17 protein-coding genes and 1 pseudogene are annotated in these 12,827 nt (G+C 59.5%); 9 read left to right on the forward strand and 9 right to left on the reverse strand.

The genetic code is table 11. From position 1 onward, the window contains the following. Positions 1–58 precede the first annotated feature (58 nt). Together ACZRKZ_RS17370 and ACZRKZ_RS17375 are read left to right on the forward strand one after the other, a co-directional pair. Positions 59–820: pseudogene (locus ACZRKZ_RS17370) on the forward strand (pyrroline-5-carboxylate reductase family protein); the annotation flags it as partial. Between the two features lie 39 nt (positions 821–859). After that, on the forward strand, positions 860–1,405 hold the full coding sequence (locus tag ACZRKZ_RS17375; protein WP_463982309.1) for a DUF924 family protein: 546 nt from the start codon (positions 860–862) through the stop codon (positions 1,403–1,405). A 23-nt stretch (positions 1,406–1,428) separates the two neighbouring features. Here ACZRKZ_RS17375 and ACZRKZ_RS17380 read toward each other — a convergent pair whose 3' ends face one another. Continuing rightward, the gene (locus ACZRKZ_RS17380; protein ID WP_463982222.1) at positions 1,429–2,745 is read right to left on the reverse strand and encodes a hypothetical protein; all 1,317 of its coding nucleotides are present in this window, start codon (positions 2,743–2,745) and stop codon (positions 1,429–1,431) included. A gap of 235 nt (positions 2,746–2,980) precedes the next feature. Here ACZRKZ_RS17380 and yfcF point away from each other — a divergent pair, with 235 nt between their 5' ends. Beyond that, positions 2,981–3,613 carry a glutathione transferase gene (gene yfcF / locus ACZRKZ_RS17385; protein WP_463982223.1) on the forward strand — a complete coding sequence of 211 codons (633 nt, stop codon included), beginning with the start codon at positions 2,981–2,983 and terminating at the stop codon, positions 3,611–3,613. Here yfcF and ACZRKZ_RS17390 read toward each other — a convergent pair. Then, the gene (locus tag ACZRKZ_RS17390; protein ID WP_463968677.1) at positions 3,588–3,860 is read right to left on the reverse strand and encodes a hypothetical protein; all 273 of its coding nucleotides are present in this window, start codon (positions 3,858–3,860) and stop codon (positions 3,588–3,590) included. The genes yfcF and ACZRKZ_RS17390 overlap by 26 nt on opposite strands. Before the next feature lie 147 nt (positions 3,861–4,007). Here ACZRKZ_RS17390 and ACZRKZ_RS17395 point away from each other — a divergent pair, with 147 nt between their 5' ends. After that, the gene (locus ACZRKZ_RS17395; protein WP_463982224.1) at positions 4,008–4,652 is read left to right on the forward strand and encodes an ATPase; all 645 of its coding nucleotides are present in this window, start codon (positions 4,008–4,010) and stop codon (positions 4,650–4,652) included. Positions 4,653–4,660: 8 nt separating this feature from the next. Here the strand turns inward: ACZRKZ_RS17395 and ACZRKZ_RS17400 are convergent, their stop codons facing one another. Together ACZRKZ_RS17400 and ACZRKZ_RS17405 are read right to left on the reverse strand one after the other, a co-directional pair. Beyond that, complete coding sequence (locus ACZRKZ_RS17400; protein WP_463982225.1) at positions 4,661–5,410, reverse strand: creatininase family protein; 750 nt, start codon at positions 5,408–5,410, stop codon at positions 4,661–4,663. 44 nt (positions 5,411–5,454) lie between these two features. After that, positions 5,455–6,153: a murein L,D-transpeptidase catalytic domain family protein gene (locus ACZRKZ_RS17405; protein WP_463982226.1), complete on the reverse strand. Its 699-nt coding sequence runs from the start codon at positions 6,151–6,153 to the stop codon at positions 5,455–5,457. Positions 6,154–6,190: 37 nt separating this feature from the next. On the opposite strand from ACZRKZ_RS17405, the gene ACZRKZ_RS17410 reads away from it, so the two are divergent. Beyond that, the gene (locus ACZRKZ_RS17410) at positions 6,191–7,756 is read left to right on the forward strand and encodes a L,D-transpeptidase family protein (protein ID WP_463982227.1); all 1,566 of its coding nucleotides are present in this window, start codon (positions 6,191–6,193) and stop codon (positions 7,754–7,756) included. Positions 7,757–7,798: 42 nt separating this feature from the next. On the opposite strand, the gene ACZRKZ_RS17415 is transcribed toward ACZRKZ_RS17410, so the two are convergent. After that, entirely contained in the window at positions 7,799–8,314 is a 516-nt protein-coding gene (locus ACZRKZ_RS17415) for a P-loop nucleotide/nucleoside kinase family protein (RefSeq protein WP_463982228.1), read from the reverse strand. 80 nt (positions 8,315–8,394) lie between these two features. Then, entirely contained in the window at positions 8,395–8,889 is a 495-nt protein-coding gene (locus tag ACZRKZ_RS17420; protein WP_463982229.1) for a GNAT family N-acetyltransferase, read from the reverse strand. A 111-nt stretch (positions 8,890–9,000) separates the two neighbouring features. Here ACZRKZ_RS17420 and ACZRKZ_RS17425 point away from each other — a divergent pair, with 111 nt between their 5' ends. Together ACZRKZ_RS17425 and ACZRKZ_RS17430 are read left to right on the forward strand one after the other, a co-directional pair. After that, positions 9,001–9,435, forward strand: coding sequence for a GNAT family N-acetyltransferase (locus tag ACZRKZ_RS17425; protein WP_463982230.1), 435 nt, complete (start codon positions 9,001–9,003; stop codon positions 9,433–9,435). A 37-nt stretch (positions 9,436–9,472) separates the two neighbouring features. Then, positions 9,473–9,940 carry a GNAT family N-acetyltransferase gene (locus ACZRKZ_RS17430; protein ID WP_463968669.1) on the forward strand — a complete coding sequence of 156 codons (468 nt, stop codon included), beginning with the start codon at positions 9,473–9,475 and terminating at the stop codon, positions 9,938–9,940. A gap of 52 nt (positions 9,941–9,992) precedes the next feature. On the opposite strand, the gene ACZRKZ_RS17435 is transcribed toward ACZRKZ_RS17430, so the two are convergent. Further along, positions 9,993–10,478: an HIT family protein gene (locus tag ACZRKZ_RS17435; protein WP_463982231.1), complete on the reverse strand. Its 486-nt coding sequence runs from the start codon at positions 10,476–10,478 to the stop codon at positions 9,993–9,995. Between the two features lie 137 nt (positions 10,479–10,615). Between ACZRKZ_RS17435 and ACZRKZ_RS17440 the strand changes: the two genes are divergently transcribed. Continuing rightward, positions 10,616–10,945, forward strand: a complete 330-nt coding sequence (locus tag ACZRKZ_RS17440) for a DHCW motif cupin fold protein (protein ID WP_463968668.1) — start codon at positions 10,616–10,618, stop codon at positions 10,943–10,945. A gap of 11 nt (positions 10,946–10,956) precedes the next feature. Here the strand turns inward: ACZRKZ_RS17440 and ACZRKZ_RS17445 are convergent, their stop codons facing one another. Beyond that, on the reverse strand, positions 10,957–11,430 hold the full coding sequence (locus ACZRKZ_RS17445; RefSeq protein WP_463968667.1) for a copper chaperone PCu(A)C: 474 nt from the start codon (positions 11,428–11,430) through the stop codon (positions 10,957–10,959). Beyond that, on the reverse strand, positions 11,430–12,035 hold the full coding sequence (locus ACZRKZ_RS17450) for an SCO family protein (RefSeq protein ID WP_463968666.1): 606 nt from the start codon (positions 12,033–12,035) through the stop codon (positions 11,430–11,432). The genes ACZRKZ_RS17445 and ACZRKZ_RS17450 overlap by 1 nt, the downstream gene beginning before the upstream one ends. A gap of 326 nt (positions 12,036–12,361) precedes the next feature. On the opposite strand from ACZRKZ_RS17450, the gene ACZRKZ_RS17455 reads away from it, so the two are divergent. After that, positions 12,362–12,805: a CopD family copper resistance protein gene (locus ACZRKZ_RS17455; RefSeq protein ID WP_463982232.1), complete on the forward strand. Its 444-nt coding sequence runs from the start codon at positions 12,362–12,364 to the stop codon at positions 12,803–12,805. Positions 12,806–12,827: the final 22 nt, after the last annotated feature.

Below are 12,827 nucleotides of genomic sequence, written 5' to 3' on the forward strand. Positions count from 1 at the left end.
CCAGGTGTTAGGGTAGGGCGCATAGCCTTTAACGACCCCGGCACCCATGGAGGACATCATGAATGGCTCAATAGGCATCATCGGTGGCACCGGCTGGCTGGGCCGGGCAATCGCCACGGCCCTGGTCGACACCGGCTTTGTGGGGCCTGAGTCGCTGACCTTGTCCAGCCGCGCGGGCCAACTCAGCGAGCCCAAAGGTGTGCTCGATGGCGTCCAGGTTACCGACGACAATCAACGCCTGGTGCTGCGCAGTGACGTGGTGATCCTTTCGGTGCGGCCGCAGGATCTGGGCGGCGTGCATATCGACGTGGGCGAACGGTTGTTGATCTCCCTGGTGGCCGGCGTCTCGCTGCGGGACATCGAGGCGCTCACTGGCGCTCGAAGAGTGGTACGGGCAATGCCCAACGCGGCCCTGGAAATTCGCAAGTCGTACACCCCTTGGCTGGCCAATGCCGAGGTCGACGGGGCCGGCAAGACTTACGTCCAACAACTCTTCGAAACCTGTGGCGAGGCTGACGAAATAACCCGCGAGCAGGACCTCAATTACCTCACCGGCCTGGCCGGGACGGGGCCTTCCTATCCGGCATTGCTGGCCCGCGCGCTGTACAACTGCGCCATTGAATATGGCTTGCCTGCATCTGTTGCAGGGCGTGCGGTGCACGGCGTGGTGGTCGATGCCAGTCAGTTGATTGGAGAGCAACGCGGGTTCGACGCGTTGCTCAACACCTTGATCGGCTACCGTGGCGTCAGCGCGGCCGGCATCGAAGGGATGCAGGCGGGCGGGCTGGAGGCTAGTGTGAAGGCGGGCCTGGATCGTGCCATGAGCGTGGCTTCATCCAATCTGTCGGCCCCTGCCGAAATGGCGACCGTGGGCGCGTCGCAGGCGGTCATTGCCTTTTGGAAACAGGCGGGGCCCAAGCGCTGGTTCAAAAAGGATGAGGCGTTCGATAACGCCTTTCGCGACAAATTCCAGGTGGCCCACTTTCAAGCCGCCAGGGGCGAACTGGAGCACTGGCTGGCAACGCCGCAAGGGGCGTTGGCGTTACTCCTGCTGCTCGACCAATACCCGCGCAACACGTTCCGGGGCACTGCCCATATGTTCGCCACCGATCCGCTGGCGCGCGCCTACGCTCGCCGAATGGTAGAGGTTGGAATGGACAGGTTGATCGAGCCGTCATTACGGGCGTTTTGCTATTTACCCTTTGAGCATTCGGAGTATATGGAGGATCAGCAACTGTCCCTCGCCCTGAACAAGGATCTTGATGCCAATACCTACAAGTGGGCCAAAGAGCACGCCGACATCATCGATCGATTCGGCCGCTTTCCGCACCGCAATGACGTCATGGGAAGGGTGTCCACCGACGAGGAACGGGCTTTCCTGGAGGCGGGAGGGTTTGCTGGGTAGAGGCGACTGCACAGGGTCCCAGCTCAATAAGCGTGCTTCGGACAGTCTATCAGCGCCTCAAGAAAGGTCGCCTTGTCAGTCAAGGTTCGCTTCGCCACCTCGTCCTGGTACTGCACGGCCTGAGCGGATGTAAGGTTTGTGCATTGACCAAACAACTCGTTGGATTGCTTGATCACCGCGACTTTGTCCGCCGGGGTGACGATGATCGATTGATCAAACCAGGCGGATACAAAGTTCAGCGCAGCCGTTCTTCTCTGCGCAGTGTGTGCGGCGCTGTCCTTGATGTTCGCCACATAACTTCTCGTATCGCTCTTGGCTTCGGCACTTTCCAGGCTGGCTTTAATGGCGCCAATCTTCTCGGCGGTGATCTCCCGGCTGCCAGCATCGGCGTCCAGTTGGGTTTTCAAGGCGGAAAAAACCAACTGCTGGGAGTCATTGACCACTGCACCCTCGGCCTTGCGCACCTCCAGCACCACATAGGAGTTGTCTCGGTATTCACACCCGTCTTGGGGCGCACGCAAAGCCAGGCAGCTGCCCTCTTTTCTCATCAGTCGGCCGGTAGAGGTATTGAACACCAGTGTGTCCCAAGGCGGCGGCGCGGTGCGGTCTTCGGTGCGTATCAGCACGTAATCACCGGTCTCCAGGTAGCCCGTTTTCGGGTTCATCGGGTCTACGCGGTTTTTCACCCCGACCAGATCAAATGAATAAGTGAAGGCGTTGTCATCCTGATCATCTTTGATAAACGTATCGGCAAGGGCGGAAAGCACGTTCGCCGCAGGGTGAGCGGGTGGGTAGAAGGTTTTACCCAGGCTTGCCAGACTGCCCAGCATTTGCCGCACCTGGGCGCCACCCTCATCCAGTTCAATGATATGGATATCCAGTTTGAACGGATTGCCATTGTAGGTAATCGGGCCGTAAACGTTATTGAGGTTGGAGAGGTTCAGGTATTGATTCTCCCGCACATCATTTGAGTAGTAGATGACTTTCGAGCTTCGGATGCCCTCTGGCCCGAGTTTCCTGTCGCAGGGGCTCTCACAGGTGCTGGCGACGATGGCGACATCACCGGTGGCGGGCTCAAGACGGGCCATGCGCAACGGGCTTTTCCACTCGGTCAGGTGCTTGATGAAGACCTGCTTGAGGGTGATGGCGATCGGGTCGCCTGCTTTGAGGATATGGGTGGCGTCGATGGCATAGATGTTCCGCGCGCTTAACGCTCCGTCCGTGGCGCCAGGGCGGTTGTAGCGATAGTCCACGGCGCCCTGGTTGGTAATCGCACAGCCACCGAGCGTGACTAGGGTAGCGGTCACCAGTAGATTGACATTGGGTCGCAATGCTCGCATTTGATCCTCCTTGACAAGTATTTACTGGCGGGGCGCCTCGGCGAAGAATAGCCAAAGGCCATTAAAATGCCAGTGGGCAAAACGCATCTCGTGTGACGGCCGTACAGGCCGGTTTCGACGCGTCATCACGGGGTAGGGCGTGGTATTCCCAGCAGGAATATCTCCATAAAAATCCAGCATTTTATTTATGGCGATGTATCTCGTAGCGTGCCCCTTCACCTATGGAGATCACGCCATGAACAATCGCCCGCTGCGCCTGTATGTCGACGCTCAGCTCACCAGCCCCTACGCTATGTCGGCCTTCGTGACTCTTCGCGAGAAGGGCCTTGAGTTTGAATTGAGCACCGTGGACCTCGAAGCGTTGGAAAACCAGTCTGAGGATTACACCGGTCTTTCATTGACCCAGCGAGTGCCGACTCTGGTGGAAGGCGACTTTGCCTTGTCCGAATCTTCGGTGATCACTGAATATCTGGAAGAGATTTTTCCGCAATCACCGGTGTATCCGCAGGGAGCAGAACAGCGGGCGCGGGCGCGACAGGTCCAGGCCTGGTTGCGCAGTGACCTGCTGCCGATTCGCCAGGAGCGATCAACGTTAGTGGTGTTTTATGGCGTCCAGTCACCGCTCTTGTCGCCAGCGGCACAGTCGGCAGCCGGCAAACTGATCGTCGCCGCACAAGCGTTGCTGGCCGACGGCCGCGAGTATCTGTGCGGCCAGTGGTCAATTGCCGATGTGGACCTGGCTGTGATGCTCAACCGGCTGATCCTCAATGGTGACAGCGTACCCGCCCCGTTGGTTGAGTATGCCCGGCGTCAATGGCGACGGCCGTCAGTGCAGGAGTGGGTCAATCTGCCGCGGCCTGCGCTGTAGCGATTTCCACCAACTGCTCAACCCGGCGATCCAGATCTTCCCAGTCCGCCATGCCGAGCACCCGGGTTGTGTTCAGGCCGCGCAAGTAGCCGCGAAGTTGCTGGGCGGCTGCGCTGGTTTTATCAGGATCAGCCGCCGCGTCCTGCAGCACGGTTTCATACTCGAGCAGGTAGTCGGCAACCCGTTCGCGATACTCCGGCAGCACTGCTTCGCGGATGCGGTCAAAGGTTCTCTGGTAGGGCTTCATGGATTGATCCTTATAAGTTTTGTGTGGTGCGCAGCCTGCGCGACAGTATTGGTTTAGATAATAGTCACCATCAAGGATTGCTAGTTCTGTTTTTGCGGGAAAGGCGGAAAATCGCCCCATCGAAGATGCCGCCCAAGGAACTGCGCGATGAGGATTTTTGCCCAACTGGTTTTGATGGCCCTGATGCTGGGCCATGCGTTGGCTGCCAACGTGGCCTTTGCCGATGACGCTCGGTCCTGCCATCTATTGCCCATTGCCGGCAGCGTGGTTTCCCTGCAACACGGGCAGTCGGTAGGTGTGCTCTACAGCGAAAATACCGTCGACAACCTGCACTATCTTGAACGCTATCACGCCATGGCAGTGAACGGTGCCAAAGATGCGCTGGATGGACGAGTTCGCCAGGCCTTCGTCAACAGCTCCGACCCGGAGCTGGCCATCGACTGGCTGATGAATTCGCTGCAGAGCACGTTCCTGTCGGTGACGGCCTATGACAACCTCGATGCGCTGGTGCAGGCTCACCCGGATGTGGTGGTGATGCTTGACACCTACAATCAACTGCTGACCCCGCACAACAGTCAGGTCCGGGCACGTTTCGTTGCCCGGTTCTACGACGCCAACCTGCAATACATCGCCAAGGCTGAAGGTTCGGTCGAGCAGCAAATGCCTTCGGTTTGGGTGCATGGCAAGGCCGCGTCGGAAATCGCCATGCAAATCGATCAGCAGCGTGATGTGCAACTGACGGCGTTGAAACAGTTCGACGCCTCGCTCAAAGCCTTGGTGACGGCCGGTTAATCGAAGCCTTAGTTCGGAGCCTGCTCCCGACTGAACGCATCCACTGCCTGCACCAGCCCCTTGGTCGCCAATGCGACCAATTCACCGCCTTTTTCCGGTGTCGCCAAACCCGGGTCTGAGCCCATGCGCCCGTCCGGGAAGCGTGCACGGAAGTCCAGGGCTTCGCGGATAGGTCCTGAGCCTGCGATTTGTGGCGAGTAGGCCGCCGACTTGATCGACTCCGGGTAGGCCCATTGCGTGACCGCGATCTCCGAAGGCGTGGCGTGGCTGCCGTGGCCGGTGGGGAATTGTTGGTGAGCCAGTGCGCTGACGCCTTCCAGGTCCCACCAATTGACCAGCTTCAGGGCGAACCCGGCCGGGCGGCGGGCGAAGCTGGCTTCGGCGTAAAGTTCGGAGAACGCTGCCTCAATCGAGGCAATATTGCCGCCGTGGCCATTGAGAAAGAGGATTTTCTCAAAGCCATGTCCGGCCAATGAGCGCACCCAATCGCCAATGGCGGCGATAAAGGTGGAAGGGCGCAGCGAAATGGTCCCTGGAAACCCGAGGTGATGCTGGGCCATGCCGATATTAAACGTCGGGCCGATCAGGATGTCGGCGTTTTCCTGGGCGTGATGGGCAATGATTTCCGGGCACATCCAGTCGGTCCCCAGCAGGCCAGTAGGGCCGTGCTGCTCGTTGGAGCCGATGGGAATCACGACAGTGCGGCTGCGTTCAAGAAATTGGCCAATCTCGATCCACGTTGACTGGTGCAAAAGCATTTGAGGTTCTCTCTTTTGTCAGGCTTGGCCTGACGGATACTACCTCAACCGGCACTGGCTATCTGGCGTGGCTTGCAATTGAGGTAGGCCGAGGACTTCAACCAGCGCTGGTCGGGGTACCAGGAAAACATGAACTGACCATCCTTGAGTTTATCCACCACCTGGCGCGCCACTTGCGGGCGCACGGCCGGGCAACCCTGGCTGCGGCCGATGCGGCCTTCGCGCTTGCTCCAGAGCGGGCTTACGTAGTCGGCGGCGTGAATTACAATGGCGCGATCGCGGGCCAGATCATTGAACCCCGGCTCCAGGCCATCCATGCGCAGTGAGTAGCCATGGGCGCCCTGATAGCTTTCCTGGGTACGAAACAGGCCGAGGCTGGACTGATAACTGCCTTCGCGGTTAGAGAACTGCGTGGCGAAATTTTCCCCGGACTTTTGCCCGTGGGCCACGAGGTCGCGCAGTACCAGGGTCTTTTTACGCAGGTCGAAGATCCACAGGCGACGGGCGGTCGAGGGTTGCGAATAGTCGATCACCGCCAGGCGTTCGGAACGTTCAACACCATTGTTGACCGCGCATTGCATGGCGCTCAGGGCGCTTTTAAGCACTTGGGGATTGAGTTCTGGAGCCGTGAGCGCCAGGCTGTTATACAAAGTATGAGGCTTGGCGCTGTCTGCGAGGGCAGCATTGCACAGCGCGGCCAGGGTGACGGCAGTCAGGGCGAGTCGGCAGCAAAAAGTCAGCATCTACAAAACATCTCCGCCATGGAATGGAGCAACGTCATTGTTCAAAAAACACGCATATTACTTGAGCATTTGCCTGCTCGTTGCACCATTGGTCGCGACAGCCGAAGGCCTGCTGGTGGAATCGCCCGCCCCGGTGCAGTTGGTGCTCGGGCAATTGTCCAGTGTTTGCCCTGGTTTGGCCGGGCCGATCGATGCAGCCGCCCAGACGCGGTTGCAGGCGTTTTACCAACAGCAGGGCAATGCTTCCCTGTGGACTGCCAGCGAGCGCCGGTTGGCATTGCAGGCGCAGTTGCAACTGTTGGCCGATGATGGCCTGGACCCGGCTCACTATCGTCTGCCCCTGGATACGGCGACCAGCAATGTCTTGTGTACTGATATCGAGATTAGCTGGAAATATCTGCAAGCCTTGCACGATCTGCATTATGGCCGCTTGCAGCAAGCTCATTTCGAGCCCCTTTGGCATGCACAGCCGCCGACGCAGGACCCAAGTATCGAAGTCCTGGCCATGGCCGGGCAGCAGGACATCGCCCAAGCGTTTGATCAGGCCCGGCCCAGCGCTGAGTTGTACCGCACCCTGCGCACGGCCTACGCCGCACAGCGCCAACAACCGTTGCCGCAGTGGGATGCAATCGCCAGCGGTCCGTTGTTGCGCCCAGGCAAGGATGATCCAAGGGTTCCCGAACTGGCGCGGCGGCTGTTCAGCGAAGGGTATCTGGCAGGTCAGCCGACCGGTTCCGGGAAGCAATACAGCGAAGACCTGGTCAATGCCGTGAAAAGCTTCCAGTTGAGCCATTCCTTGCAGGCCGATGGCGTTATCGGGCCGGGCACTGTCACGGAGCTGAACATCAGCCCGGCGGTACGCCGCGAACAACTGCGCATCAACCTCGAACGCTTTCGCTGGCTGGCCCAGGATTTGGAGCCCGAGGGCGTACTGGTCAACGTCGCGGCTGCGCAACTGAGCGTCTATCAGGGCGGTGTGCCGGTGTGGCAGACCCGTCTGCAAGTGGGCCGTGCGGAACGCCAGACACCGTTGCTCAAGTCGCGTATCACCCGGCTCACCTTGAACCCGACCTGGACCGTGCCGCCAACCATCATGCGCGAAGACAAACTGCCCGCCATTCGCCTGGACCCGGCCTATCTGCAGCAGCAGAACATGCAGGTGCTGGACAGCGAGGGCCACCCGCTGGACACCAGCACCATCGATTGGGATCGTCCCGGTAATATCCTCCTGCGCCAGGACGCCGGGCCACGAAACCCCTTGGGCAGGATCGTCTTGCGCTTTGCGAATCCGTACTCGGTGTACCTGCACGATACCCCCAGCCAGCCGCTGTTCACCAAAGGCCCGCGAGCGTTCAGCTCGGGGTGTGTGAGGGTTGAGCAACCGTTGTTGCTGCGCGACCTGCTGGTGAGCCCGGCCGAGCGTGCGCGGACCGAGGAACTGCTGGCCACCGGCGTGACCCACGAATTCCGGCTCACCACGCCGGTGCCGGTGCTGTTGGGCTATTGGACGGTACAAGTGGACAGCCAGGGCGCGCTGCTCTACGCGCCGGATATTTATGGGCGCGATCCAGCGTTGATAAAAGCCATGAAGAGCCCGCTTTAGAAGCGGACGAACCGCTTGATGACTGCGGACCTTTTCAGCAGGTCAAACCTTGCCCCGCGGGGTTAAAAACTCCTCAGTGATCGCTGCCACTGCCTGCGCAGCAGACTTCAGCGCGGTATCGATGGTCAGCGCAGTGTTATCCCACGGCTCATACTCATGAGCCAACACCGACTGCCAGGTGGGCGGGGTCAGGCCGGGAATATCACTCGTGCGTGTCTCCACACGTCGCTGGTGTTCCTGCCTGTCCGAGCAGATCACCTCAATATTGACCAACGCAGCTCCCGTGCGAATGGCGACCTCACGCCACGCCTCCCGACTTTCGCTGACCGGATTGACGCAGTCAACGACCACCCGGTGACCCAAACCAAGATTGCTCGCCGCCAGCCCGTGGGCAACCCGGTAACCGCTGGTGCCCACATCCCGCGCGAGAACCCCGGCATCACGGATGGCCTGTTCGATGGTATCGATGCGCAGGTACACGGCGTTTGTCTGGCCGGCAAGGTCTCTGGCAATGGAGGTTTTCCCGGTGCCGGGGAGGCCGCTGAAAACAATGAGCATCGTCGAACCTTAAAATATTGATAAAAGGGTGGCGGTCGCCAATTTCAATAAGCTGCTGTTTCATCGCAGTCAATTCTCGGTTACTTAATATCCATCACCATCTCATGCCAAACCATGCCGCCATGGTCAGAAGCCGAGGGCTGAACATAGCGATAACCCATTCGTTTATACAACTCGACATGGCGCTCTTTACACATCAGATGAATCGTCTTCTTGTCCATCGTCTTCATGCGCTGGACAAAAACCTCCATCAGCTTGCGTGAATAGCCTTGGCCCTGGTGAGCCGGGTCAACCACCACCGACATGATCACCACGTTCGGCGCATCCGTCGAGTGCCCCACCAACTCCTTGAACGACTCATCCGACATGACCACGTCGTGGGCGCATCCACAGTTGATAAAGCCCACCACAACCCCATCGACCTCCAGGATCAGAAAGCCTTCCGGGTATAGAGCAATCCGCGTGGCAATCTTCTCCTGGGTAGCAGCTTCATCACCTTCGTAGGCCGAGATTTCGATGTGGTAACAGCGAGTGGCGTCTGTTGGGGTGGCGTTGCGAAAACTGAGGGTGGGCATTGCGATTCCTGAATGCTAAAGGGGTTGATTGGGTACGAAGAACATAGATTACTTGATACGCTCGACGCAGGCGTATCAAACCCGGTCAACCAACAACCCAGGCCCAACTTCATGCCCATCATCCGCGTCATGACCCTGGACGATTACGACGCCGTCCTCGACCTCATGCAGAACACACCCGGCATTTCCCTGCGTGACGCCGACTCTCGCGAGTCCACCGCCAGGTACCTGGAGCGCAACCCCGGCATGAGCTTCATCGCCGAAGTCGACGGCATGCTCTGTGCCTGTGTCATGTGTGGGCACGACGGTCGTCGCGGCTATCTTCAGCATCTGCTGGTGCTACCCGACTACCGTCGCCAAGGCCTCGCCAACGCGCTGGTGGCGCGCTGCCTTTCAAGTCTTGCGCAGCAGGGCATCCACAAATGCCATCTTGACGTGTTCAAGACCAACGACAGCGCCGCCCGCTATTGGCAAGGCCAGGGCTGGCAGTTGAGGACGGACATTGACCGCTATTCGTTCACCCAGCGGGGTAACGAGAACGCATGAATGTGCGCGCCAGGATTGATAGTCAACGGAGATTGAAATGTTAGAGATCAGACGAGCCACCCCAAACGATGGCCAGGTGGCGTTCGATATTCGCCTTCAGGCCATACGCAGCCAATGCATCGGTGCCTACACCGAAGAGCAGATGCTGGCCTGGACCAGAGGCTCGGCTGAGGACGGTTACGGCGCGCTGATGGACAAGCACTTTTACCTGGGCTGCATCGAGGGTGAGGCGGTAGCCACGGGCATGCTGGATCTGGATAACGACGAAGTCGGTGCGTTGTTTGTGCTGCCCGGTTTTATCGGACGGGGCATTGGCAAAAAGATCCTCGATCACCTTGAGTCCCTGGCGCGGGAGCTGGGGCTCAAGAAGGTCATTCTGGATGCGACACTGAATGCGGGGGACTTCTATCGGCGCTGCGGATATACGGGTAGCGAACAGGCTATCTATCATTCGCCTTCGGGGTTGCAGTTGGCGTGTATTCCTATGGTGAAGTCACTCCTTTGACGAGGCTTGTGCCGAGGGTGGACAGCGCACGTTATCCCAAGGCAAGCCATGACTAAGCGCTGAAAGCCTCCCGCAAGCGCTCGATCACCTGTTGTATCGGCGGCCCCTGAACAGGCGGCGGAGTAGGGCTTTCACCGAACTCACGCCAAATGAACAGTGTTAGCTCGGCACCGTCGGTGAGGGTTTCCCCCTCATCGCCCGGCGCGAAAGTCTGCAGCAGCCGGTAGCGCTCGTCCTCCCAGAACAGCCCCTCAACCCAGTCGTACACCGGGATGAAATGAAAGTGCAACGGGAATCCCGGCATGTGCCCGAATCGGCTGATGTAAAGCCACTTGGGCTGGAGCTGCACCTCCATGATCCGTTGGGTGTTGGCGAGCAGGCCACCCAGCTCCGCCAACGCCTGTTCCGGTAGATCCGCCAGTGAGCTGATGGGCGTTTTTGCGCCCAGCATCAGATAACCCGGCAACGCCGACCCCAGGTGATGGTTGACGAGCCAGTGCTCGGTCTCGTGGAGGATGAAGGCTGGATCGATTTTCACAAGCGGGCGTCCATGCGGGTTAGCGCGTGAGGATAACAAGCACGCCCTGTATCAAACAAATACAGGCCATCTGTGTCTACCCCGCGTGCCATCGGCTGGATACCGTCCACCGAGGCACTTTTATCGCTGAGGCAACCATGGATCTGACGGCAATCCCCTTTGGCACCACCGACTGGTCGACCATCGAGCCGGTCCTTCACCCCGGAGAAACAGGCAGCGCCTGGTGGCGCACCTGTCAGTTCGGTTCGACCCGTGTGCGGATGGTCGAATACACCCCCGGCTATCTGGCCGATCACTGGTGCTGGCGAGGGCATATCCTGCTGTGCCTGGAAGGCGAGTTGCACACGGAACTGGAGGATGGCCGCCAGTTCACCCTGACGGCCGGCATGAGTTATCAGGTGGGCAATGACATGGAGGGGCATCGCTCATTTACCACCACCGGTGCGAAGTTGTTTGTGGTGGATTGAGGTCAGGCAGCTCAGTGCATCATGCTGTGGTCGGAACTGCCCAGCGCACGGGCCGGAGCCTTGACTTCAATCGACTGTTTTTCGCCCTTGGCATTTTCCACGGTCAGGGTCAGTGGCACCCAGTCGCCTTCCTTGATCTGGCCCTTCAGGTTGATCAACATCACGTGATAACCGTCTGGATCGAGCTTGACTGGCTTGCCCGCCGGCAGGGCCACGGAGTCCACCGGCCCCATGCGCATCACGTCGTCCTTCATGCTCATTTCATGAATCTGCACCAGCTTGGCCACCGGCGACTGCACGCTCAGCAACTTGCTGTCGCTGTCGGCGGTGACGGTCATGAATGCACCGCTCGATTGCTGCCCCGGTACCGTGGCGCGCACCCAGGCGTCGCTGACCTGGGCCTGGGCCTGGGCGTTGGCGTGTGCTGCCAGGCCCAGCAGGGAAAGGCCGAGGGCGATGCGCTTGAGGTGTTGAACGGCAGTCATTAGCAGACCTCCATGACGGTGAGCAGGTCTTCTGCGCACTCTTTGGCGTTAAGCGATGCTGACAAGCCCAGGCGCAGATTGCCCCGGGTGTCGAATACAAAACTGGTGGCGGTGTGGGACAGGGTGTAGCTGTCGCCTGCGGGGATCTTTTCATAAAAGATCCCGAACTCCCTGGCGGCCACGGCGACTTCTTCCGGGGTGCCGTAGAGCGCTTCGAAGCTGGGGTCGAAGGCCTTGACGTAGGCGTCGAGCACTTGCGGCGTGTCGCGCTCCGGATCAAGGGTGATAAAGATCACCTGCATGATCTCGCCGTCGCGACCCATCAGCTTCTTGGCCTGGGCCATTCTCGCCAGGGTGGTCGGGCACACGGCCGGGCATTGGGTGAAACCGAAGAACACCACCGGCATCAGGCCCCGGAAGGAGCTGAGGGTGACTGTTTCGCCCTGGGTGTTCTTGAGCTTGAAGGTACGGCCCATGATCTTGTCGCTCAGGTCCTTGCCGTACTTGAAATTCAGCTTGGGGCTGGTGTCACAGCCGCTGAGTAGGCCCAGGCCCAGCAAGCTCATACCGGTGAGGACTTTGCGGCGGGTAAATAACATCGTCATGCAATGTGCATCCTGTGAAGCGCCTGAAGATTGCGCAGGGCTTACCAATCAGGCCTTGAAGAGCGAGAGCGGGGAAGGCAGGAGGGCTGCCGCCGCGGCTCGTGCTCGATCATCTGCGACTTAACGCCACAGAACGGTGCGTTACCTTAACAGGCCGGGGCGGTGGGTGAGTCTGCGGCAGACTGTCGCACGAGGCGAGCGTTCCAACACAATAGGACGAGCACGCGCTGTCAGGACACCGCCGTCCTTGACCCGTATCAAGGCGCGCGCCACGACGTATCTGGCACAGTGGTTGGCATAAGGGCCAGTCCACCTGCGAGGTTTTGATGCTCTATTTCCTGTTCCTGTTGGCCCATCTGTTCGCCGCACTGATCTTTATCGGCACGGTGTTTTTTGAAGTGCTGATCCTCGGCGGTCTGCACAAACAGCTGCCGGTGCGGGTCATGCTGCTGGTGGAGCAAGGCATTGGCCGTCGCGCCAGGGCCTTGATGCCGTGGGTGTTGCTGGTGCTGTTCGGCGCCGGGGGCGGCATGGTCTGGTTGCGATACCTGCCGGTGCTGGCTTCGCCTTCGAGTTCTTCATTCGGCGCCTTGCTGACCCTCAAGCTGATCCTCGCCACCAGCGTGCTCATGCATTTCCTGTTGACCATGCTGTTGATGCGGCGCGGGCAGGTGACTGCTGCTTACTTGCGGTTTGTCCACGTGAGCCTGTTTTGCCATATGGTCGCCATTGTGTTGTTGGCCAAGGGCATGTTCTACGTGACCTGGTAGCCGTCGGTCCGTTTCATGCATA

It is taken from the genome of Pseudomonas sp. c313 (assembly GCF_055407145.1).